Annotated in this window: 21 protein-coding genes; 4 read left to right on the forward strand and 17 right to left on the reverse strand. The window is 42.0% G+C overall.

The window, feature by feature from the left end:
- Nucleotides 1-43: 43 nt before the first annotated feature.
- The 6 genes from BLS16_RS09755 to BLS16_RS09780 all read right to left on the reverse strand — a co-directional run bounded on the left by BLS16_RS09755 (nucleotide 44) and on the right by BLS16_RS09780 (nucleotide 5,900).
- A complete protein-coding gene (locus tag BLS16_RS09755; RefSeq protein WP_242876248.1) occupies nucleotides 44-694 on the reverse strand; it encodes a site-2 protease family protein in 651 nt (216 codons plus the stop codon).
- A gap of 4 nt (nucleotides 695-698) precedes the next feature.
- The gene (locus BLS16_RS09760) at nucleotides 699-3,257 is read right to left on the reverse strand and encodes a CBS domain-containing protein (protein ID WP_092332760.1); all 2,559 of its coding nucleotides are present in this window, start codon (nucleotides 3,255-3,257) and stop codon (nucleotides 699-701) included.
- Nucleotides 3,258-3,341: 84 nt separating this feature from the next.
- Complete coding sequence (locus tag BLS16_RS09765; RefSeq protein WP_092332762.1) at nucleotides 3,342-3,641, reverse strand: LiaI-LiaF-like domain-containing protein; 300 nt, start codon at nucleotides 3,639-3,641, stop codon at nucleotides 3,342-3,344.
- Nucleotides 3,638-4,096: a PspC domain-containing protein gene (locus tag BLS16_RS09770; protein WP_092332764.1), complete on the reverse strand. Its 459-nt coding sequence runs from the start codon at nucleotides 4,094-4,096 to the stop codon at nucleotides 3,638-3,640. The genes BLS16_RS09765 and BLS16_RS09770 overlap by 4 nt, the downstream gene beginning before the upstream one ends.
- A gap of 155 nt (nucleotides 4,097-4,251) precedes the next feature.
- Complete coding sequence (locus BLS16_RS09775; RefSeq protein WP_092332766.1) at nucleotides 4,252-4,593, reverse strand: hypothetical protein; 342 nt, start codon at nucleotides 4,591-4,593, stop codon at nucleotides 4,252-4,254.
- Between the two features lie 89 nt (nucleotides 4,594-4,682).
- Nucleotides 4,683-5,900 (reverse strand): LCP family protein, encoded by a 1,218-nt coding sequence (locus tag BLS16_RS09780; protein WP_345788522.1) that lies wholly within the window; start codon nucleotides 5,898-5,900, stop codon nucleotides 4,683-4,685.
- A gap of 227 nt (nucleotides 5,901-6,127) precedes the next feature.
- Between BLS16_RS09780 and BLS16_RS09785 the strand changes: the two genes are divergently transcribed.
- Complete coding sequence (locus tag BLS16_RS09785) at nucleotides 6,128-6,553, forward strand: hypothetical protein (RefSeq protein ID WP_092332768.1); 426 nt, start codon at nucleotides 6,128-6,130, stop codon at nucleotides 6,551-6,553.
- Nucleotides 6,554-6,607: 54 nt separating this feature from the next.
- On the opposite strand, the gene lysA is transcribed toward BLS16_RS09785, so the two are convergent.
- From lysA to spoVAC, 8 genes are all read right to left on the reverse strand, one after another.
- Nucleotides 6,608-7,924 (reverse strand): diaminopimelate decarboxylase, encoded by a 1,317-nt coding sequence (lysA, locus tag BLS16_RS09790; protein WP_092332770.1) that lies wholly within the window; start codon nucleotides 7,922-7,924, stop codon nucleotides 6,608-6,610.
- A 163-nt stretch (nucleotides 7,925-8,087) separates the two neighbouring features.
- A complete protein-coding gene (locus BLS16_RS09795; RefSeq protein WP_092332772.1) occupies nucleotides 8,088-9,116 on the reverse strand; it encodes an acyl-CoA dehydratase activase in 1,029 nt (342 codons plus the stop codon).
- Complete coding sequence (locus BLS16_RS09800) at nucleotides 9,103-10,242, reverse strand: acyl-CoA dehydratase activase-related protein (protein ID WP_092332774.1); 1,140 nt, start codon at nucleotides 10,240-10,242, stop codon at nucleotides 9,103-9,105. The genes BLS16_RS09795 and BLS16_RS09800 overlap by 14 nt, the downstream gene beginning before the upstream one ends.
- Nucleotides 10,184-11,299, reverse strand: coding sequence for an acyl-CoA dehydratase activase-related protein (locus BLS16_RS09805; protein WP_092332776.1), 1,116 nt, complete (start codon nucleotides 11,297-11,299; stop codon nucleotides 10,184-10,186). Before BLS16_RS09805 ends, BLS16_RS09800 begins: the two co-directional genes overlap by 59 nt.
- A 96-nt stretch (nucleotides 11,300-11,395) precedes the next feature.
- A complete protein-coding gene (locus BLS16_RS09810; RefSeq protein ID WP_092332778.1) occupies nucleotides 11,396-12,874 on the reverse strand; it encodes a spore germination protein in 1,479 nt (492 codons plus the stop codon).
- An 81-nt stretch (nucleotides 12,875-12,955) separates the two neighbouring features.
- Nucleotides 12,956-13,318: a stage V sporulation protein AE gene (spoVAE, locus tag BLS16_RS09815; protein ID WP_092332780.1), complete on the reverse strand. Its 363-nt coding sequence runs from the start codon at nucleotides 13,316-13,318 to the stop codon at nucleotides 12,956-12,958.
- Between the two features lie 17 nt (nucleotides 13,319-13,335).
- Nucleotides 13,336-14,343, reverse strand: a complete 1,008-nt coding sequence (gene spoVAD, locus BLS16_RS09820; protein WP_092332782.1) for a stage V sporulation protein AD — start codon at nucleotides 14,341-14,343, stop codon at nucleotides 13,336-13,338.
- Between the two features lie 66 nt (nucleotides 14,344-14,409).
- A complete protein-coding gene (gene spoVAC, locus BLS16_RS09825; RefSeq protein ID WP_092332784.1) occupies nucleotides 14,410-14,877 on the reverse strand; it encodes a stage V sporulation protein AC in 468 nt (155 codons plus the stop codon).
- A 195-nt stretch (nucleotides 14,878-15,072) separates the two neighbouring features.
- Here spoVAC and spoIIAA point away from each other — a divergent pair, with 195 nt between their 5' ends.
- The 3 genes from spoIIAA to sigF are packed head-to-tail and all read left to right on the forward strand — an operon-like array spanning nucleotide 15,073 to nucleotide 16,679.
- Nucleotides 15,073-15,417: an anti-sigma F factor antagonist gene (gene spoIIAA, locus BLS16_RS09830; RefSeq protein ID WP_014901999.1), complete on the forward strand. Its 345-nt coding sequence runs from the start codon at nucleotides 15,073-15,075 to the stop codon at nucleotides 15,415-15,417.
- 1 nt (nucleotide 15,418) lies between these two features.
- Nucleotides 15,419-15,856 carry an anti-sigma F factor gene (spoIIAB, locus tag BLS16_RS09835; protein WP_092332786.1) on the forward strand — a complete coding sequence of 146 codons (438 nt, stop codon included), beginning with the start codon at nucleotides 15,419-15,421 and terminating at the stop codon, nucleotides 15,854-15,856.
- Between the two features lie 13 nt (nucleotides 15,857-15,869).
- Nucleotides 15,870-16,679 (forward strand): RNA polymerase sporulation sigma factor SigF, encoded by an 810-nt coding sequence (sigF, locus tag BLS16_RS09840; RefSeq protein WP_092332788.1) that lies wholly within the window; start codon nucleotides 15,870-15,872, stop codon nucleotides 16,677-16,679.
- 24 nt (nucleotides 16,680-16,703) lie between these two features.
- Here sigF and BLS16_RS09845 read toward each other — a convergent pair whose 3' ends face one another.
- The 3 genes from BLS16_RS09845 to BLS16_RS09855 all read right to left on the reverse strand — a co-directional run bounded on the left by BLS16_RS09845 (nucleotide 16,704) and on the right by BLS16_RS09855 (nucleotide 19,848).
- Nucleotides 16,704-17,852 carry a D-alanyl-D-alanine carboxypeptidase family protein gene (locus BLS16_RS09845; RefSeq protein WP_092332790.1) on the reverse strand — a complete coding sequence of 383 codons (1,149 nt, stop codon included), beginning with the start codon at nucleotides 17,850-17,852 and terminating at the stop codon, nucleotides 16,704-16,706.
- A gap of 130 nt (nucleotides 17,853-17,982) precedes the next feature.
- Nucleotides 17,983-18,477 carry a CoA-binding protein gene (locus BLS16_RS09850; protein WP_092332792.1) on the reverse strand — a complete coding sequence of 165 codons (495 nt, stop codon included), beginning with the start codon at nucleotides 18,475-18,477 and terminating at the stop codon, nucleotides 17,983-17,985.
- 69 nt (nucleotides 18,478-18,546) lie between these two features.
- Nucleotides 18,547-19,848, reverse strand: coding sequence for a pyrimidine-nucleoside phosphorylase (locus BLS16_RS09855; RefSeq protein WP_092332794.1), 1,302 nt, complete (start codon nucleotides 19,846-19,848; stop codon nucleotides 18,547-18,549).
- Between the last annotated feature and the right edge of the window lie 24 nt (nucleotides 19,849-19,872).

Raw genomic sequence — 19,872 nt, forward strand, 5'->3', positions numbered from 1 at the left:
CCTTCTGTTTCTTAGGTCTATTGTAATTTATATTACTATCACTTTACACTAAAAATGGGGTTAGTATCAGTGAAATAATTTTCTGGTAAACATCAAATATCCCAATTACTGTCGGAGACAGTATGTTTCCAAGAACATCTGTAAAGAGAAGGACAATTAGGATTACAAATCCATACTGCTCGATCATTTGCAATTGAGGAGCAAATCGTTCAGGCAACAGACTTCCCAGTACACCAAATCCATCCAAGGGAGGGATCGGCAAGAGATTAAAAACTCCTAATCCCAAGTTCATCAGAACAGTGGATTGAAACACTAATGAAAGTATACCACTCCACTCAGAGGCTTCTAACCAAAGCATTGTTAAGAACCATATTAACATAACCACAAAAGCCGTAATCAAATTCATGATAGAACCGGCTAGGGAAACCATCATCTGCCCGCGCCTCTTATCTCCCCGATAATAATGAGGATTGGTTATAACGGGTTTAGCCCAACCAAAGCGATATAAGAGTGCCATTAAAGTCCCAAACAGATCTAAGTGGACAAACGGGTTCAAGGTTAAACGTCCCTGACTTCGCGGTGTCGGATCTCCTAAGCGATCGGCAACCCAGGCATGAGCAAACTCATGAAAGGCAAACCCGATCATCAAAGCAGGAATGTTTGCGATAATAGTCGCTAACTTGATATCGAACAAATCTCTACCTCCTTCTAACCTGGGCATTAACCAATTGACGAGCAATTCCCTGCTCTTCTTCTGCAGTACTAATTCTGCCCTCAAGCCAAGCCATCCGTACTTGAGCTAGAATTTCTCCAATTTCAGGACCTTGTTTTAAACCCATCTGAATAAGAGTCTTGCCATCAAGCGCCATATTAATTCTCTGCCCGGCTTCCATACACTCGGTTATTCGTTTATTATATCTGCCATCCCGGGCTAAAGTGGTCACGACTCTTTTAGGTGCCTTGTTTAGAAGATGATCCATTTCACTGATGGTTAACGGCTTTTGCAAGGATTCCCGCAATTGCACATAGGCTATTGTTTCATCACGCAGAGATTTATTCAAAATGACTCGCTCAAGAACAATATCGATTTCTAAAGAGTCCATCTTGGAAAGAGAAATCAGCCAGCGCAAATTCAACGACCATTCCGCACTCCCTACAGCATCCTCCAAGTTAAAATTCCAAGCCAGATCCTTACCGAACCAAGCCTTAAATAAACCGCTGTTCACTAAAAGCTGCCCCATGGTCAAGTAATTTACCTCTTTATAGATAAGTAGAATCTCCTCAGTAAAACGTTCCACACTCAGCTTAGAAAGAACACCGGTATCTATTGCAGTATGTAAAGCATCGAGAGTCTCTTTAGCAAAATCAAATTGATATCGTTCGGCAAAACGTATTGCCCGGAGCATTCGGGTAGGGTCATCGATAAAACTGATATTATGCAGGAATCGTATTTTCCTCTGTTGTAAATCTTGTTTACCGCCATAATAATCAACAAGTTCTCCGTAACGATCTGTGTTGAGACAAATCGCCATAGAATTAATGGTGAAATCACGTCGGAACAAATCATCCCGAAGACATGATTCTTCTACCTGAGGAAGTGCTCCCGGAAAAGAATAATGCTCCCATCTCGTACTTGCTATATCAACATGACTTCCATCAGGAAAAATAATCTGAGCTGTTCCAAACTTTATATGCTGAGTCAGCTTTCCATTCGGTATCCGCCGCATTAAGGCCTGGGCAAATTGGCCACCGCTACCTTCTACCACAAAGTCTAGATCTTGGGTAGGGACAGTAAGGAGCAAATCCCTAACAAATCCTCCTACAACATAGACTGAACACTCTTCTTCCTCTGCCGTATCTCTTACTGCTTCAAGAAGATTTTGGGTTTCTTTTGGCAAACATTCTAGCAAATCTAAAATATCTTGGCGCATAGCTGCGCTTCTCTCTCGAGCGAGTTGAGTTTCGATAGGAATTGACGTGCCGTGAACAAGACGCAAAACATCTGAACGTGAAACAATACCAACAAGATTGCCGTCTTCCACAACGGGCAAACGCCCGATATCATGCTGAACCATTAATCTATGAACTTCATCCCAAGGAACATCTGCTTCTACTGTAGATACCTTAGTAGTCATAAAGCCTTTGACAGGTGCATGCTTTAAGCCATGCTTAATAGCCTTATCCACATCGCGCCTGGAAATAATCCCCACTAAGTTCTTGTCTTCTGTGACCGGCACCCCGGTATGACCGTAGCGCAATAAGATTTGTTCTACTTCACCTAGTTTTGTCTCGGGAGATACAGTCTTAACCGGATAGCTCATGATATCTCTGACTAGATGGGGGCGTTTTGCCCGGCTCTTAATCGCTGAACGCAGTTGCTTTAATATATCAGACAGCTTTGCATCTTTAATAGTTGCGGAAGCTGCTCTTTCGTGGCCTGCTCCTCCAAATAATTGAACCAAACCGTTAACCGGCAAACCCCGGCCTCTTGAGCGGCCCACAATATACACCCGATTTTCCATCCTTACCAAAAGAAACCAGGTATCTGCCCCTTCTAACTCTCCTACTCGATGGGCTAATAGAGCCAAGCCACCCACATAATCCTTAATCTCAGCATAGGAAATATAGACTGGTAATCCATCAAAGAATTCTGTTTGTCCAGAATCTAAGAGCTGTTGCAGAAGATCTTTTTGTTCCTCAGTAAGAGGGCGACGCAAGTTATTAGAAATCACCCCTAAGTTCGCACCTTGTTCTAATAAATAAGCCACAGCGTGAACATCACGTACTGTGGTACTATCAAACAATAGACTTCCGGTATCATCATAAATCCCTATAGCAATTAATGTTGCTTCAAAACTACTAAGCGGCAACCCCATTCCTGCTAACTTTTCCACAAGAAGGGTCGCACAGGCACCAACCGGTTCGATAACCATACCTGCTTTAAGTGTACCTGCATAGGGATGGTGGTCATAGATCTCTACCTCAATACCAGGGAGTCTAGCCACCTTCTCCCCTAAAAACCCTACTCGACGAAGCTCATGGGTATCTACTAAAATTACCCGAGAAACCTCCTCCAAATCAATATCCTGAGCCCTGCGGAACCGCAATAGATCTCGAGACAATGCCAGAAAATCTTGAACAAAAACATTCGGTTTTCCATCCATAACCAAAACACTGTTCGGATAAATCTTCTGAGCTGCTACCATCGAAGCCAACGCATCGAAATCGATTTGGCGGTGAGCCAAAATGATGTCCATTCTACATCCTAATCTCCTATCCTTGTAATTATCTTTAAATTATATCATCGATGGCCTCTTCACAGCAACTTGAATGCCTTCAGCCTACATACGATAATGATACATCCCCTGAAAGTTATTAAAAATTCTCTCCGGGACAAGCTTATCTCCAACAATTATTGAATATCCAACCATGCTCAAAAGAAAAATCAGCAAAATGGTAGCAAGTGGTATTCTACGGTTAAACAGCAATCCAATTCCCGCCAAAATTAAAATTAGTGGCCACAAGTCTATGACATGAGCCCATAATCTCCAAGATAGGAAACCATAATTGAGCAGGAAAAAGATAACTCCTAAAGTGATTAGAAGTAGTCCTCGGCTTACGTTATCAAAGACTCTGTTCATCTTTTCCCACCCCGCGCAATAATAAATATCCCGATAATAATAAGAAATATCGGCCACATTTTACTCATATCAAACCAATACGGAAACCAGCGTTGAAGTAAAAAAACGACTCCTAAAACAACTAAAACTCCCCCTGCAACTATTGAACGATTTTCACGTGGGTTATTCTCTAGCTTTCCATAATCTCTAGCCTCTTCTTTTAGATCAGCAATAATCTCCTTCCCTCCATCTCCAACATCATGCTTATAGTTAACGAAGTTATCATGCTCAGCAGAATCAACCGGGATAATTATCCAGGCGGCTATATAGGCTAAAAACCCTACTCCTCCGGCAAATAAAGCAATGAGAGCGATAAGCCTAACTAATGTAACATCGACTCTGAAATAGTCTGCCAGACCTCCACAGACCCCTCCAATCATTTTATCTCGTACCGACCGGTAAACTCTTTCTGGCATTTTTCTGTTCCCCCTATTATTTATTGATTAGTGTTTACAATTGTATTACGCAACAAGGAGTAGAAATGTTTCACTGAAAATGAAGGAAATAAAAAAAATAGAAGAAGGACTAAGCCTGTGGCTTAAGCTTCTTCTATCATTTACGTTAGAAAAAATTAAATATTGGTATTAATCTCTTCGGTAGCTTGCTCAATCTCTTCAAGAGACATCCCATCTTTGCCCAAATTAAATTTAATTGCATCTGACCAGAAAGCACATTTAGCACTAATCTTTTTATAAGCCTTGGGATTGGCTTTACTTTCTTTGGCCCTTGCTTCAGCATTTGACTGTACAATTGAGCAAATATAAAGAGCTTTTACGCGAGTATCCTTATCAAGATCACCAAATGTCTGGTTCAACTCAGCAATTAGAGTCCGATAGTACTCAGAAAACTCCTCGAAAGGAATTTCCGTATCCATGTGTAAGTATTCTTTCAACTTTTCAAGCAGCTTATCCAATGTTCACCCTCCAAAAAAACCTAAATTAATCTTATATAGTATATAACCCTTTAAATAAAATAACAAGCGTTTAAATTTCCGTGTTAAAATCACTGAAAAAATACAGAGGTTGTTTTACCTTCGTCTAAAAAGCGTCTAATAATAGCATGGGATTTCAAAGGGTCAACCTTCCAATAACTAATTTCATCCTCAATGAGAAAATTCCCCGGTAATGTTTGGGAAATGACTTCTGGATTTTTAAAGTGGCTAAGAATATTGGCTAGTGACCATAGTTCACCGGCTGAAAGATTTGTTTCCATGGATTTTGTCATTTGGGCAATCAAGGCAGGTAATTTTGGCAGAGTTTTAACTTGTTTCAATTCCTTTACCATTGCTTTAAGAACTGCCTGCTGACGAGAAGTTCTTGAGATGTCGGCCAAGGCGTCTTGGCGAAACCTGGCATATTGCAAAGCCTGTGTCCCATTTAAGCGCTGAGTTCCTTTTTTAAGGTTGATAGTTCCATCTTCCTTGTCCCCAGTAACATAATACATATCTTTCTCTACGGTAACGGTGATTCCTCCCAAAGTATCAATCATTTTCTTAAAACCGTTGAAATTTGTCAAAACATACCCATCAATGGGCTGACCTGTGATTTCTTCAACTAAGGATTGAGTGGTTATTAGTCCTTTCCCTAAACGAGCTGCTGCATTAATTTTTTCCTTACCATAGCCGGGAATATTGACTTGAGTGTCTCTGGGAATAGAAAGCAAAGAGATTTGGCCATTTACCGTGTTGATACTGGCTACCAGAAGAGTATCAGTGTTACTATATGATTTTTCACCTGGTCTTTGATCAACCCCAACTAAAAGCACCGTGAACTGCTTCTGATTAATGGTAGGGATAGATTCTTCGATAATTACATCAAGATTATTACCGATATGATCTTGATTTGGAACATCAGAATCGGTAACCTCACTGACAGGATCTGGATTATTCAGTTCATTTTCACGAACCTTATTTTCACCTTTGTTATTAGACTCTAATAACCCTTCATTTTTCGTTTCTAAACTATTATATTCCGGTATTGTTTTTTCGTCCCTTCGCAATTCCACCTCTGTTTTAGCCAAAGTAAGAGGTGGTCTTTCCAATCCAAAAAACTGTTGAATTGCAAAAAAATCACCCACTACTAGAAGTATACCCAGTAGAAATCCGAGAAGTAGTGAGTTTTTGTAGGCCCCGATGACCCGGAAAAGTGTTTTCAAACAATGCTTTTTTTCTTTCATCCGAGTCCACTCCAATCTAATCACTTTATCCTTAGCATCAAACATTCTCCTCGGAAATATTCTAGATAATCTCAAAAAAATTACAAAAAAAATCCCTTCCCGGGACTTTTTTGTTAAGCTAAATCCATTTTCTGTTATCAATTCCCTTTATTCCATATACAGAGTACACCCTCTACATTTTATTTACATATAATACCAGTGATCAAGGCATACCCCATGTGAATTAGCGCAATTTCATGCTAAATCTTTTTAGCGAAAGGGGGAGACTAACATTGAATTACGAATACTCCCATGGCCATACACCTGCATTAAGAAGTCCTTGCCTCTTTCAACAAAACATGATTCGTCCGACTCCCACTTATTACCCCACTCCAAAACCAGCTTCTGCAACAATTAATAGATATAATCCCTATTCTAACCTATATCCCCGTTCTAACCTGTATCCCCGTTCCCAATCCCCTTCACCCTACTTTCATTATTCTAACCCTTATAATAATAATTTAACTAGTTATCCCATCTCTTCAGCGCTTCCATTCTCTTCTTATTCTGTTCCCACTTATTCTTATGCTCCGACGGTTTCATCTAAAGGATTAGTGATTGTTATGATCGCAACCCTTGTATTAGTTGCTCTTGACTTAGTAATCGTCCGTCCCCAAAAACACAGGTCTGAAGCCTATCAAACGAAATCCAACATCTAAGGTGAGCTATCCTCAAATTTCAGCGCTAATACCAGACAGGGCCAGAGTAAACTCCTATCTCTTCAAGTGATCAGGTAAAACATCATTTCTCAATAAATCAGAGTAGGTTTCTTGCCTTACTATTATATCCGCCTGCCCATCCTTAACAAGGATTACCGCCGGTCGTGGCAACCGATTGTAATTTGAAGACATGGAATAATTATAGGCACCTGTAGCGGATACTGCCAATAAGTCTCCGGCAGTTACTTTAGGTAAATCGATATCCCAAATAAGCATATCCCCTGATTCACAGCACTTTCCTGCAACTGAAACAGATTCTGACACGGCTTCTTGGGGACGATTAGCCAAAATAGCCTCATAGCGCGCTTGGTAAAGAGAAGGCCTTGGATTATCTGTCATCCCTCCGTCTACTGCAACATATTTTCGAACTCCGGGAATTTCTTTAATAGAACCGATAGTATACAGGGTTATTCCTGCAGTCCCCACAATCGACCGTCCCGGCTCGATAATAATTTTGGGCCGGGGGAAATTATGGCTTTTGCAACCATCCTCTAAGGCGGCCTCCACTACTTTAGCATAATCCGCAATTTTTGCAGGCTCATCTCCTGAGGCGTAATAAATTCCGAATCCCCCTCCGATGTTTAATTCCTCTAGCAAGCAATTGGTACGACCATAGATATCAGCCATATATTTGATCATGATCTTAACTTCATTTTTAAAGGAAGCTAATTCGAAAATCTGCGAACCAATATGAGCATGAAGTCCTTTAACCTCGAGATTAGAGGAAGCCAATGCTAAATCAAAGGCACGATCCGCTGTCCCGTCGGATAGTGTAAAACCAAATTTTGAATCAATCTGGCCCGTCTGAATGTATTCATGAGTATGCGCTTCAATTCCCGGAGTAATACGCAGGAGTACCCTTACTTGTTGATTCAGCTCTTTAGCTAAATCATTTAGCACACTCATTTCGCCAAAATTATCTATGACAATCCTCCCTACCCCGGATTTAATCGCCATTGACAGCTCTTCTCGTGATTTGTTATTGCCATGAAAGTAAATATGTTCAGGTGAAAAGTCAGCTTGCAAGGCTGTATAAAGTTCCCCACCAGAGACGACATCTAAACCCAGACCTTCTTCTTCTATAATCCGGCACATTGCCAAGGTTGAAAAGGCTTTTGAAGCATAAATGACCTCGGTATTATCCATACCTTTAACAAAATAACTATGATATTCTTTACAAATTTTCCGGATATGAACTTCATCCACTACATATAAAGGGGTTCCGAATTGTTTAGCAAGTTCTACTGTATCACATCCACCAATTTCTAGATGACCCTGCCGATTTACAACTTGTGTTCCATGCAGCCTCAAGCTTTTTCCTCCTCATCTATCTATCCACTTATGTCAGCAAAATAAAAACGGCAACAGAAGGAGGTCTTCTGTTACCTATTCACATCTCTACCACACCTCTAGGAGAATGAGGCATATAAAATTTGATTAATAATATCAGACTTATATGACAGTGTCAATTTGATTACGCACCTCGCTGCTCTTCTTTAGTTTCTTCTCCTCTAGTGCCCGGACTAGGTACTCCTACAACAGACCACTTGCCGCATCGGTCTCCCCATCTGGCTAAGCTCTTTCCATCTTGGGCAATCTCAACGACTTCACAGCGGTTTGCACATCCTTTACAATCAAAGCTTTTCGCTTGAAACTGTGTATCACCTAAGTTCAAGCCACGAAATTGAGTTCTGATGTCTTGCCGCAGTCCAACTTTTTCCTGAGCCAGGTATGCTGCACCTAGTGCGCCCATCACATTGTAATTTTCAGGCACTATGATGGATTGACCCAGCTCTTCTTCAAAGGCTTTGCAGATACCAGGGTTAGCTGCTACACCCCCTTGAAAAAAAATAGGACCGCGGATCTCTTTGTTTTTTCCGACATTATTTAAATAGTTTCTAACCATGGCCTGACAGAGACCAGCCAGGATATCTGGTAAGGAGTGCCCGAGCTGCTGTTTATGAATCATATCCGATTCTGCAAAAACAGAACAGCGTCCGGCGATACGAACAGGATTTTTTGCTTCAAGGGCCAAATGTCCAAACTCTTCAATCTTTATACCCAGGCGCGATGCTTGTTGATCCAGAAAGGAACCAGTACCCGCTGCACAAACCGTGTTCATCGCAAAATCAGAAACGACACCATCTCTGAGAATAATTATCTTCGAATCCTGTCCGCCGATTTCAAGAATTGTTTGTACTTGGGGATTAACTCGGGAAGCAGCAACGGCATGGGCAGTGATCTCGTTTTTAATAACATCAGCACCTAATAATGTCGCCGCAAGCTGTCGGGCACTACCCGTTGTTCCTACTCCAATAATTTCTGCTGACTTTCCGATTTTTGATCTTAGAAGTCTAATCCCCTCTTGAATGATTTGCATAGGACGCCCTTGTGTTCTTAGATAAAGTGATTCTTTCACGGTATTGTCCTGGCCCAGTAGGACTATATTTGTACTGACCGATCCAACGTCAACACCAAGAAAGTATTTATCATCCCCCAACACTTAACACTCCTTCTCTTGTTTGAATGCTTTCCTGAAGTAGCCGGGCCCTTTCGAGCATGTCTACATACGCTTCCAAGCGAGTTTGTATGCCAGCATGCCCGGTATGCTCATCTACAATCAGAGTCATAATTGGTATTTTATAAGCATCTTGTACTTTGGGCAGTACGCTGGCGGCAACAATTTCAGGCATGCACGATAACGGAAAAACTTGAATGATTCCATCATACCCTTCTCGAGCAAATTTAACTGCTGCCCCTACTGTTTCAATACCATGCCCCCCGACAAAATGCGGTAAAAATGGTTTAGCATGTTTAGGATAAGATTTAATTGATCGATAACCCGGTGCTAATCCTCGAAAAATATGGTTTCCTACCCATCCTGAAAGATAAATTGAACGGTCTACTTCCACCCCTAAACGCCCTAATTCTTCTTCAATACCCACTGAACTGAACGGATCAAGTATTGTATAGATTTCACCAATAATACCTATTCGCAAGGGTTTAACACTCTCCGTGTTAAGTCCCTCTTGGCGTTCTCGAATACTCTCTTGCACCCAAGCTACTGTATCTTTAACTCTCTTTTCCGTCATAGCCTGAACCAGCTGCTCTTTAGCTTTTTCATATAACTTTTCTGTAAGTGCGGGGTTAGAAAGCCGCGGTCTGGCCGCATGAATCAAATCTTCAACTCTGTCTAAGGCAACACTCTTTAAATAAGCAAATCGCATAGCCATTAAGATTTTAGCCCAAGAATTTTTCGTCCCAGCCAGAAAACGAATCCGTTTAGCCAACCCTAGCAAACTTCCATCAGGTGGTTCCAGAGTGACTACTTCGTAGTTATACCCAGAATCAATAAGGATTTGGCGTTCAACTTCCCCATAGTAGCCAAACCTACAAGGCCCGATTCCACCTGTGATTACAATCGTATCTGCCCCTTCATTGGCTGCTTCAATATAGTTTCCCAGATTTAATTTTAAAGGCAAGCATGCTGATTCCGGAGATAATTTGGTTCCTAAATTCAAAGTCCGTTTACTATTAAAAGGCGGAACCACTACTTCTACATTCAATGATTCAAAGAGCGTTTGAATCACTATCCAGGCATTCCCCATATGTGGAAACGTAACCTTCATGGCCCCTCCTCCTTTCGACCATATCCAAAAAGGCTTCCAGCCGAGTAACCAAACCAGCCTCGCCACTGTGTTCATCCAGGGTAATTAACATATATGGCTTATGTTTCTCCCGTGCTTTTCGTGAAACTAATTCTTGGATTATTGAGTCTGTTCCACAACCAAAACATGTAAGATAAATAATTCCATCGACCCTTTGATCCTGTGCATATTTATTACCCGCTCCAAAAATTTGCTTAGAGTGACTCCAAAATATTTTCTTTCGTAACCCGGACAGATGACCTTCAATATCTTCTTGTCGAACATTTTGGACTAATTCCACATCTACCTTTTCATGAAGTTTTCTAAGTAGGTTTAAGTTGGCATAGGATTCGTGAGTTAAATAGGAATGCCCAACTAAGGCAATTCTCAAGCGGTCGGATTTCTCCCCTACTGGTAAATTCTGCTTTTCAGCTTTATCGCTGGTCAATGGAATTATTGAGATCATCCGTTCTTTCCAGGTAAGAGGGGCAGAGGATTTACTACTTTCAGTGGAATCCCATGAAGCAGACTCAATTTTATTAAGGCTGTCTTCAAAATCCCACTCTGCCCCCATAGAGTTTTGATATTTTTTTTGCCACTCCATTCCTTTGTTAAAAGCCTGTCGGATCTCAGCTTTGCTTTTGCCCAATTGTTCGGTCAAGACCTCCAGATCCTTTAAAACCTGACGTTTACTATTACGCCAATTCAATGTAACTGTTAAGACTGACTGGCCCTCAGGAACTGCCGGTAGCACGCTTTCCGGAATACCCAGAAATTTCGGGCAAGTGTAAGTATCCGCTTCTACACTAACCATTCGAGGCAGGAAAATATAGTCAACATCTTCTAAAGCTTGAATATGCCCAGCTAAAATTTTAAGCGGTAAACATGTTTCATCACTTGCTTTCTTTAGACCTTGGTTCATAATCTCCCGATGTGTGGGCGGTGATATCACTAGCTCAATGTCTAAACTATGGAAAAAGCCAGACCAAAATGGGAAGTAATCAAAATAATACAAGGCCCGAGGAAAACCAATTTTCACTAAACTTGCATCCTTTCATATTTCCATCCAGTTTAATAATTCTCAAACGTTATGGCCTCCTTCGAGACCCCAGGACTCCTGAACCTCGTTCCTCCGTTACGGTTGCCGATCTTTGTCTTGTGGCTTTAGAATACTTGGGCGTTGATTTTTGAGTGTAACTGGCGACCGTACTAAAATCCCCTTCATTGCTTTGGCATCAAAAGGCAGGAGAGGCCAAAGATAAGGTACGCCAAAGGATTTTGTCCGCCATAAGAGGAAAAATACTGCAGCAGCTCCAATCCCAAAGCCAATATAGCTGAAAAGCCCCGTTGTAATGATCATAAACAATCGCGACAAGCGATTGGCAAGACCTAGTTCATAGCTGGGTGTAGCAAATGTCCCCACAGATACGATAGCAATATACATCACAACTTCCGGTGAAAACAGACCGACTTTAACCGCAATATCGCCAAGCATAAACGCAGCAATCAAACCTAAAGCTGTTCCTAATGGACCCGGAGTATGTATTGTACCTAAGCGGAGTAGATCTACGCCAAGCTCTGCCAGTACTACTTGAACAAACAAGGAAACCTTCGCTTGCTCCGTTACACCAATGAACTGAAGCCCTTCTGGCAGTAACTGTGGATTCATAGCTGCAGCTAACCAAAGAGGCAAAAGAAAAAGAGCTGCAAAGATTCCCGCAAATCGTACCCAACGAAGATATGCCCCTACTATCGGTTCTTGCCGATATTCTTCGGCATGCTGAACATGGCTCCAAAAAGTCGACGGTGCAATAATCACTGATGGAGAAGTATCAACAATGATGACAACATATCCTTCAAGCAAATGAATAGCTGCCACATCCGGGCGTTCCGTATAACGAACTCGGGGATAAGGATTCCAGAATTTGCTTCCCAAAATAAACTCTTCAACGCTCTTTTCAGCCATCGGAATCCCATCAATTTTGATTCCCTGGATGTCTTTTTGGATTTTTTCTACCATATCTAAGTTGGTGATATCTTCAATATAGGCCAGACATACATCTGTCTTTGATCGTCCTCCCACCTGGACTAACTTCATGCGCAGTTTAGGATCTCTTAAACGTCGGCGTACTAAGGCGGTATTCATGACAAGGGTCTCTGTAAATCCATCTCGACTTCCCCGAGTCACACGCTCGATATCCGGTTCCTGAGGGGTTCGGCCAGGATATGATCTGGCATCTACAATAATTGCTTTATCTTGTCCCTCGACAAAGATCGCCATTGGCCCCGACAAAATAAAATAGAGTACTTTGTCCATGGTTGGCGCTTCAGAAACTTGAAGATTGACAATGCGTCCCTTAACTAATTTTTCGAGAGCATTTACGACAAGGTCAGAGCGTTCTAAGTCTATTAAAGCATCAATTATTAGGCTGGCTACCTGCGAATTCACCATACCGTTAACAGAATAAATCGCAACTTTTTTACCACCAATGGACATTTCCCTGAGCACGATATCAAAACAATCCGGAACTCCTAATTCCCGATTTAAAAAATCAACGTTCTCTTGATAGTTCTTATTCACCGGAATATTCTTTTCGCTGGAATTATTGTCCATACTATTCAACTCCCCCCTAAGCGTGGTTCGTAGTTCGTATCTCAGTTGCTAGTAGTTTCGACAGGTTAAAGGATATTTTTGTTATCCTTTGGGTTTGAAGGTCACTGACATCAAGTAGCCGAAAAATACAGCTGCAGCTATTCCTACAGCTGTTGCTTCAACTCCCCCGGAGAATGCTCCCATTATCCCCCGTTTCTCAACTGCTTCCATGGCTCCTTTGGCTAATGAATAACCAAAACCAGACAAAGGAATCGAGGCTCCCGCTCCTCCGATTTTCATTAAGGGCTCGTATAGCCCCAATGCTCCTAAGATTGCTCCGCCAGAGACAAAAGATACTAACACATGGGCTGGAGTAAATGAGGGTTTGGTAAGATCCATAAGAAGCTGACCTATAACACAAATTGTTCCACCGACTAGAAAAGCCGGAATAATCATATCAAACATACCTTAGATCCTTTCTTCTACTTCTCAATAACAACAGCATGTCCAATACCCGGAATGGATTCCCCTTGTAGTGCTGAGGTAGAGCTATGAAGGGCACCACTGCCAACAAGCATAACCTTGGTTAACTCTCCGGCTTTGATCCGCTGCAAAATATCCCCAGCAAAAACTACAGAAGAACAGCCACACCCGCTCCCTCCTGCATGAACATCCTGGGTATGATCATAGATCAAAACCCCACAGTCTGTGAAATTGGTGCCAGTATCTATACCGCTCTGTTTTAATAACTCACAGGCTAAGCCTAAACCCACTCCCCCCAGATCCCCTGAAGCAATCAAACTATAGTCGGTGGGTTGGAGTTGAATATCTTGAAAGTGGTTTAAGATTGTATCGGCTACTGCAGGGGCCATCGCTGCCCCCATATTATTTACATCTTTTACGGCAAAGTCTATTACTTTGCCAATCGTCGCTGAGGTAATTCGCGGCCCAACACCACTGCTGCTGAGAAGGACACTGCCGGCTCCGGTCACAGTCCACTGGGCACTCAAAGCCCTCTGAGAACCTTGTTCCGTCGGCAAACGAAATTGTCGTTCAGCAGTGTCATGATGACTCGATACCCCTACAAGGATCTTTTTGGCAAATCCACCATCAATCAACATACTTCCAACAGCCAGTCCGAGAGCCATCGTTGAACAAGCCCCGTACAACCCAATAAAGGGCAAAGCTATTTGCCTAGCTGTAAAATTTGAGGAAATAATCTGATTCAGCAAATCTCCAGCCAGCATAAAATCAATTTGCTCCTTTTGAATTGACGCTTGATCCATAGCCCCCTGCATGGCCTCTTGAAGCATTTTGCTTTCGGCAACCTCCCAAGACTTTTCCCCATTTATTCCGTCCTTCCAGACCTTATCGAAACTTTTCCCGAGCGGCCCTTGTCCTTCTTTAGGACCTACCACTGAATAGGATGATAGAATAACCGGCGGGTTAGCAAATACAACTGTTTGGTTTCCTAATCGTTTTAGATTCATTATTTAACCCTTCCCATTTTAGTAGAGTTTAAATCACATTTAATATCCGTTGTCCTCATACTTACCTCAGTGTAAAAGGTAGTATGCAAAACCCACCACAATTGAGGTAGCAATTCCATACACTAATACTGGTCCAGCGACGGTGAATAGTTTAGCCCCAACACCCATTACATAACCCTCGCGTCTAAATTCCATGGCAGGGGAGACAATTGAATTGGCAAATCCTGTTACCGGAACGATTGAACCGGCGCCCGCAAACTTACCAATTTCATCATAAATCCCTAGACCCGTTAACAAAGCCCCTATAAAAATCATAGTAGCTGTTGCGGCAGTGGAAGCTTCAAGTCGCGCTAACCCAAGAGAGATAAACAAATTAATAATAATTTGCCCTATTGAGCAAATAATTCCCCCTACAATAAAGGCTAATACTACATTCTTGATAACGGTAGGCTTAGGGGTATACTGTTCTGTTAATTTCTGATATTTCTCCGGGGTCACTGGAATTGCAGGTTTAGGCGAAGATTGATCGTCCATCACAACACCCTCCTTTCTAAACACTCAGATAGATTGTATTATCTGGCATATAAGTCTAAATTATACTTTTTACTAAGATGATTGAATAAACTTTCTAAATTCGACATAGCCTTACAAGGAATTCCCAAAATCAAAGCAGGAAAATTATGGATTACAGCGAAATCTTAAATACTCATATAATTAGGGGGAATGGTCTTGAACCTTGAAAAAAAAATAGAACGCCTGACCCTACTACTGCGTATAGACGGCGAACTAGACATGCACACTGCTCATACTCTTCGACAAGCCATAGATAATGAGATTGAAAAGCGGGGAATTCGAACGGTCATCCTTAATCTTCAAGACGTTCAGTTTGTCGATAGTTCTGGTCTAGGGGTCATCTTGGGTAGGTACAAAAAACTACTTCCTTTGGGAGGAAAGTTGAAAATTACAAACGTACCCCCCCACATTTATAAAATCATGGAATTATCCGGTTTACCAAAAATCATCAGCTTCTATCAAGACGAAGCACATGCCTATGAGGAAGGAAGGGGAGCTTAATATGAAATCTAACCAAATAACCCTCACATTTTCAAGTATCGCTGAAAATGTAAGCATTGCCCGATTACTCATTGCTTCTATAGGGGGGCAATTAGATCTTTCACTAAACGATATTGAAGAACTCAAAGTAGCTGTTTCGGAAGCTGTTTCCAATGCGATTATCCACGGTTACAAAAGTAACCCTAATAACATTGTTTATCTCAATCTAGAAATCACAAAAGATAGCTTGGTAATTGTAGTAAGAGATGAAGGATGCGGCATCTCAGATGTAGAGCAAGCTATGCAACCCGCTTTTAGTACGGATCCTGAACGAATGGGCCTGGGCTTTGTCTTCATGCAATCTTTCATGGACGAGCTTCAAGTAGACTCTAAGCTTGAAGTGGGAACAACTGTAACCATGAAGAAGCACCTCAAGCAAACACCCATCTCCTCTCATTAGGGGGGGGCGCATTATGATTCAACGATTATCAGAAATGAATCTCCCCCATTTCCCTTTGCTCTCAGATAAAGAGATGATGGAATACCTTCATGCCGCTAAAGAAGGTGACGCTGAGGCTCGTGAACGTTTAATCAATTGTAACTTGAAACTAATATTTAATTTGGTTCAACGTTTTTCACATCGTGGTTATGAACTGGAAGACCTCTTTCAGATTGGTACAATCGGACTAATTAAAGCCATTGACAAATTCGACTTTAGTTATGGAGTTAAATTTTCGACCTATGCCGTCCCTATGATTATTGGAGAAATACGACGTTTTCTCAGAGATGATCACCCGGTTAAGGTCCCTCGCTCTTATAAAGAACTGGTCTATAAAGTAAATCGTGCTCGAGATGAACTATCTGCCACTCTAGGCAGAGAAGCCACTATTGGGGAAATTGCCAACAGTATAGGAGTTGATCGAGATGAGATCGTCGCCGCACTCGAGGCTATCCAAAGCCCTACCTCTATTTATGATACTCTCTATCAAGACGACTCTGATCCTATCTACGTTCTCGATCAACTCTCTGAGGAAAAGGATCTGGATCCTGGTTGGTTTGAAAAAATTGCTCTTAACGAGGTCTTGGACAAGCTTCCCGAAAGAGAAAAGCGCGTCCTGCTAATGCGTTTTTACGAAGATAAAACTCAGAGTCAAATCGCTAGCCTGCTTAATCTCTCCCAAGTTCAAATCTCGCGGATAGAACGCGCCGCTCTTCTTAGAATTCGCCAGCTATCTCAGGTAAATGATCGTTCGGACGTTGACTACGGTGATAAATCGGACTAATCAATCAACTGCCAGGACTAGAAATCAAAAACCAAATACACCTTTCATAGTACGTGTCAACTGATTGACCAACCCTGCTTTGGCAACGGAGCGATCCGCAATTAAGTTGACACTTGCTTGCAGTTGTTCATTTTGGTAAAGGAGAACTTCCCCTAACTTTTGTCCTTTTTCAATAGGTGCACTTATCTCTGGGTTAAGCTTTGTCTCGACCCAGAAATTTTTATCTTTCCCTTTTTCAACGGTTGCTCCCAAGGCTTTCTCTGTGATAGCAACAGCCTCATTTTCAACCCCTTTACTCACCTTAACCACACCTTGCTTTTCTTCAGCAGGAGCGAACTGTTTAAATTCATATTTAGCAAATCCATAGTTATAGATTTTCATAGATTCTGCAAAATGTCCTCTGACTTGAGGTACACCCATAACAACACATATTAACCTGAGTCCGTTTCTCTCAACCGTTGAAGCAAGGCAATACTTAGCTTCATTAGTCCAACCAGTTTTTAGCCCATCAGCTCCGGGGTACCACCATAATAACTTGTTTGTATTCCAAAGTTTGAATTTACCCTCGCGCAAGTCATATTCTTTGATACTAGTCAGTTTACGGATAAGGGGGTATTTTAGAGCTTCCTTAGATATGGTTGCTAAGTCATAAGCGCTTGTATAATGCCCTTCAGCCGGCAGCCCATAAGCATTGGCAAAATGGGTATTTTTCAGTCCTAATTCTTGTGCCTTGCGATTCATTTCTTCTACAAAAGCTTCATGGGTACCACTGACGTGTTCAGCAACTGCAACACACCCATCGTTAGCTGACCCGACTGCTATGGCAATTAACATTTGCTCTAAGGAGAATGTTTCACCGGGCTCAAGATAAATCTGAGAACCCCCAAGTTTACAGGCATTTTCACTCGCTGTTACTGTGTCTGTCAGTTTAACTTTTTCTTGAGCTACTGCGTCAGCCGCTACCAATAAAGTCATAATCTTCGTAACACTGGCAGGTGGTAACTCTTTATGCGATTCTTTTTCATACAGTATTCGACCAGAAGCTGCGTCCATTAAAATGGCGCTTGTCGCTTCAGTCTCGATCTCAACTCCTAATACCGGTTGCACGTTCATAAGACCTATGTTCCCAAGGGCAATTACCATAGCAAAAACTATTGATATAATTTTACGCATTCTTTTGTCCCCCCTCATGAAATTTAGTGTGAATTTATTATTCCCGAAAACTTAAATTATATTGAATCCCGCCGATAAATAGAAAAAAAGCATTTGTTAACACATTAGCTAACAAATGCTTTTTTATTGATTACCTGCCATACCGTTTCAAAGGTACTTTGGCATCACTCAGCCCATGCCAGTAACAGGGACTTAAGTAGCGCAAACTTATTTTTGAGGGGTAAATTCTATGTCGAAGCACGCACCCTCGAATAACCTCAACCCCGGCCTTGTCACATTCTTCTTGAAGTTCTTTAGACCAGGTTTGTTCCTGAAACCAAATTTTACTGCACCCTGCAGCTACAGCATTCGGGACTATGGATGTAAGCTTTTCGGGGAGTAAGCATGGGACAATAACTGTTACTTTATCCGTCAACTCAGTTAAGGTGGAGTAGACCTTACTCCCATCTAAACGCCCCAAACCTTCCGCAACAGGATATGCCGTACATCTAAATTCCTTTAAGGCCTGCCAAACCTTCCAGGCATGTTTATGTTTTTTGAATTTCTCAATATCTCCCAAAACCGCAAATGTATCCTGAGTCGATAACCCATCAGCCAAAGGGTAAATTTTCTTTTCCCTCGCCATGAAAAATCCTCCTCCCAGTTGTACCTATACTATGCATACGTTGAGAGGAGAATATTATGAGTATAATGGCTATTGTATTACTTCATCAATTAAAGATGGAAGTTCAGGCCCTTCACTACTTACTGAAACTAATTCTTTAGCAAAAAGAATTCCTTCTGCTAACTTCTCTTTATCACTTCCATAAAGCTCTAAAATCGGTTCTCCAGCTTCAACCCACTCTCCCGCCTTTTTGACAAGCAAGACTCCTGTTCCTAAATCAATAGGGCTTTCTTTAGTGACTCTACCGGCACCGAGAGTCATAGCTAAGATCCCTATTTTATGGGCGTCGAAGGGCTGCACATATCCTGATTCAGAGGCTAGGATTGGCAAGTTCCACGGAGCAATTTTAAGGCGTCGAGAAGCTACCGCTTCGGTGTCTCCTCCTTGCTCTGAAACAAAGGCCAGGAATTTTTTCCACGCTGCCCCAGTTTCAATACTATGACGCAAGCATTTCTTGCCTTCCCCCACATTAGCTACTGAGTCGCCGGCTACCAACATCCAAGCCCCTAATTCGAAACACACATCCATTAAGTCCTTTGGCCCTTTCCCTTGGAGAGCATCTGCTACTTCAAGGACTTCCAGGCTGTTACCTACTGCACGGCCAAGAGGCTGGCTCATATTACTCAAGACAGCAATCGTCTGACGTCCTAGAGCCTTTCCGATATCCACCATGGTTCTGGCCAATTTTCGAGCATCCTCAACCGTCTTCATAAAGGCCCCAGAGCCATACTTAACGTCTAAGACAATTCCTTGAGCACCGGCGGCAATTTTCTTACTCATCACCGAAGAGGCAATAAGGGGAATAGAACTGACAGTTCCGGTTACATCACGCAGAGCATAAAGCTTCTTGTCAGCGGGAACAAGATTCCCTGTCTGTGAGATTACGGCTAGGCCGATTTTCTTAACTTGGGCTAAAAATTGATCTTGCTCAAGCTCAACAAGAAATCCGGGTATTGAACTCAACTTATCGATGGTTCCACCGGTATGTCCAAGTCCTCTTCCGGACATTTTAGCGACAGGGACACCACAGGCTGCAACCATTGGACCAAGGAGCAAGGTGGTTTTATCGCCAACCCCACCGGTACTATGCTTATCAACAAATCTTCCCCCTAAAGCAGAAAGATCCAGCTTATCTCCGCTATTAGCCATCGAAAGAGTCAGTTCCGCAGTTTCTTCCAGGGACATACCTCTAAAAAACACTGCCATTGCCCAAGCAGACATTTGATAATCAGGAATATCTCCTTTCACATACCCATTAATGATAAAGCCAATTTCCTGCTTAGTAAGGGGTTCCCCATCTCTTTTCTTTTCAATAAGATCTACCATTCGCATATGAAATCACTCTTTCTAACCATA

The organism is Desulfosporosinus hippei DSM 8344 (assembly GCF_900100785.1).
Taxonomy (GTDB): domain Bacteria; phylum Bacillota; class Desulfitobacteriia; order Desulfitobacteriales; family Desulfitobacteriaceae; genus Desulfosporosinus; species Desulfosporosinus hippei.

Coding starts and splice junctions, on each gene's coding strand:
- BLS16_RS09760 (WP_092332760.1), bottom strand. CDS start 3,257: ATGGACATCATTTTGGCTCACCGCCAAATCGATTTCGATGCGTTGGCT.
- BLS16_RS09765 (WP_092332762.1), bottom strand. CDS start 3,641: ATGAACAGAGTCTTTGATAACGTAAGCCGAGGACTACTTCTAATCACT.
- BLS16_RS09770 (WP_092332764.1), bottom strand. CDS start 4,096: ATGCCAGAAAGAGTTTACCGGTCGGTACGAGATAAAATGATTGGAGGG.
- BLS16_RS09780 (WP_345788522.1), bottom strand. CDS start 5,900: ATGTTTGATGCTAAGGATAAAGTGATTAGATTGGAGTGGACTCGGATG.
- BLS16_RS09800 (WP_092332774.1), bottom strand. CDS start 10,242: ATGAAGGTTACGTTTCCACATATGGGGAATGCCTGGATAGTGATTCAA.
- BLS16_RS09810 (WP_092332778.1), bottom strand. CDS start 12,874: ATGGACAATAATTCCAGCGAAAAGAATATTCCGGTGAATAAGAACTAT.
- spoVAE (WP_092332780.1), bottom strand. CDS start 13,318: ATGTTTGATATGATTATTCCGGCTTTTCTAGTCGGTGGAACAATTTGT.
- spoVAD (WP_092332782.1), bottom strand. CDS start 14,343: ATGAATCTAAAACGATTAGGAAACCAAACAGTTGTATTTGCTAACCCG.
- spoVAC (WP_092332784.1), bottom strand. CDS start 14,877: ATGGACGATCAATCTTCGCCTAAACCTGCAATTCCAGTGACCCCGGAG.
- spoIIAB (WP_092332786.1), top strand. CDS start 15,419: ATGAAATCTAACCAAATAACCCTCACATTTTCAAGTATCGCTGAAAAT.
- sigF (WP_092332788.1), top strand. CDS start 15,870: ATGATTCAACGATTATCAGAAATGAATCTCCCCCATTTCCCTTTGCTC.
- BLS16_RS09845 (WP_092332790.1), bottom strand. CDS start 17,852: ATGCGTAAAATTATATCAATAGTTTTTGCTATGGTAATTGCCCTTGGG.
- BLS16_RS09850 (WP_092332792.1), bottom strand. CDS start 18,477: ATGGCGAGGGAAAAGAAAATTTACCCTTTGGCTGATGGGTTATCGACT.
- BLS16_RS09855 (WP_092332794.1), bottom strand. CDS start 19,848: ATGCGAATGGTAGATCTTATTGAAAAGAAAAGAGATGGGGAACCCCTT.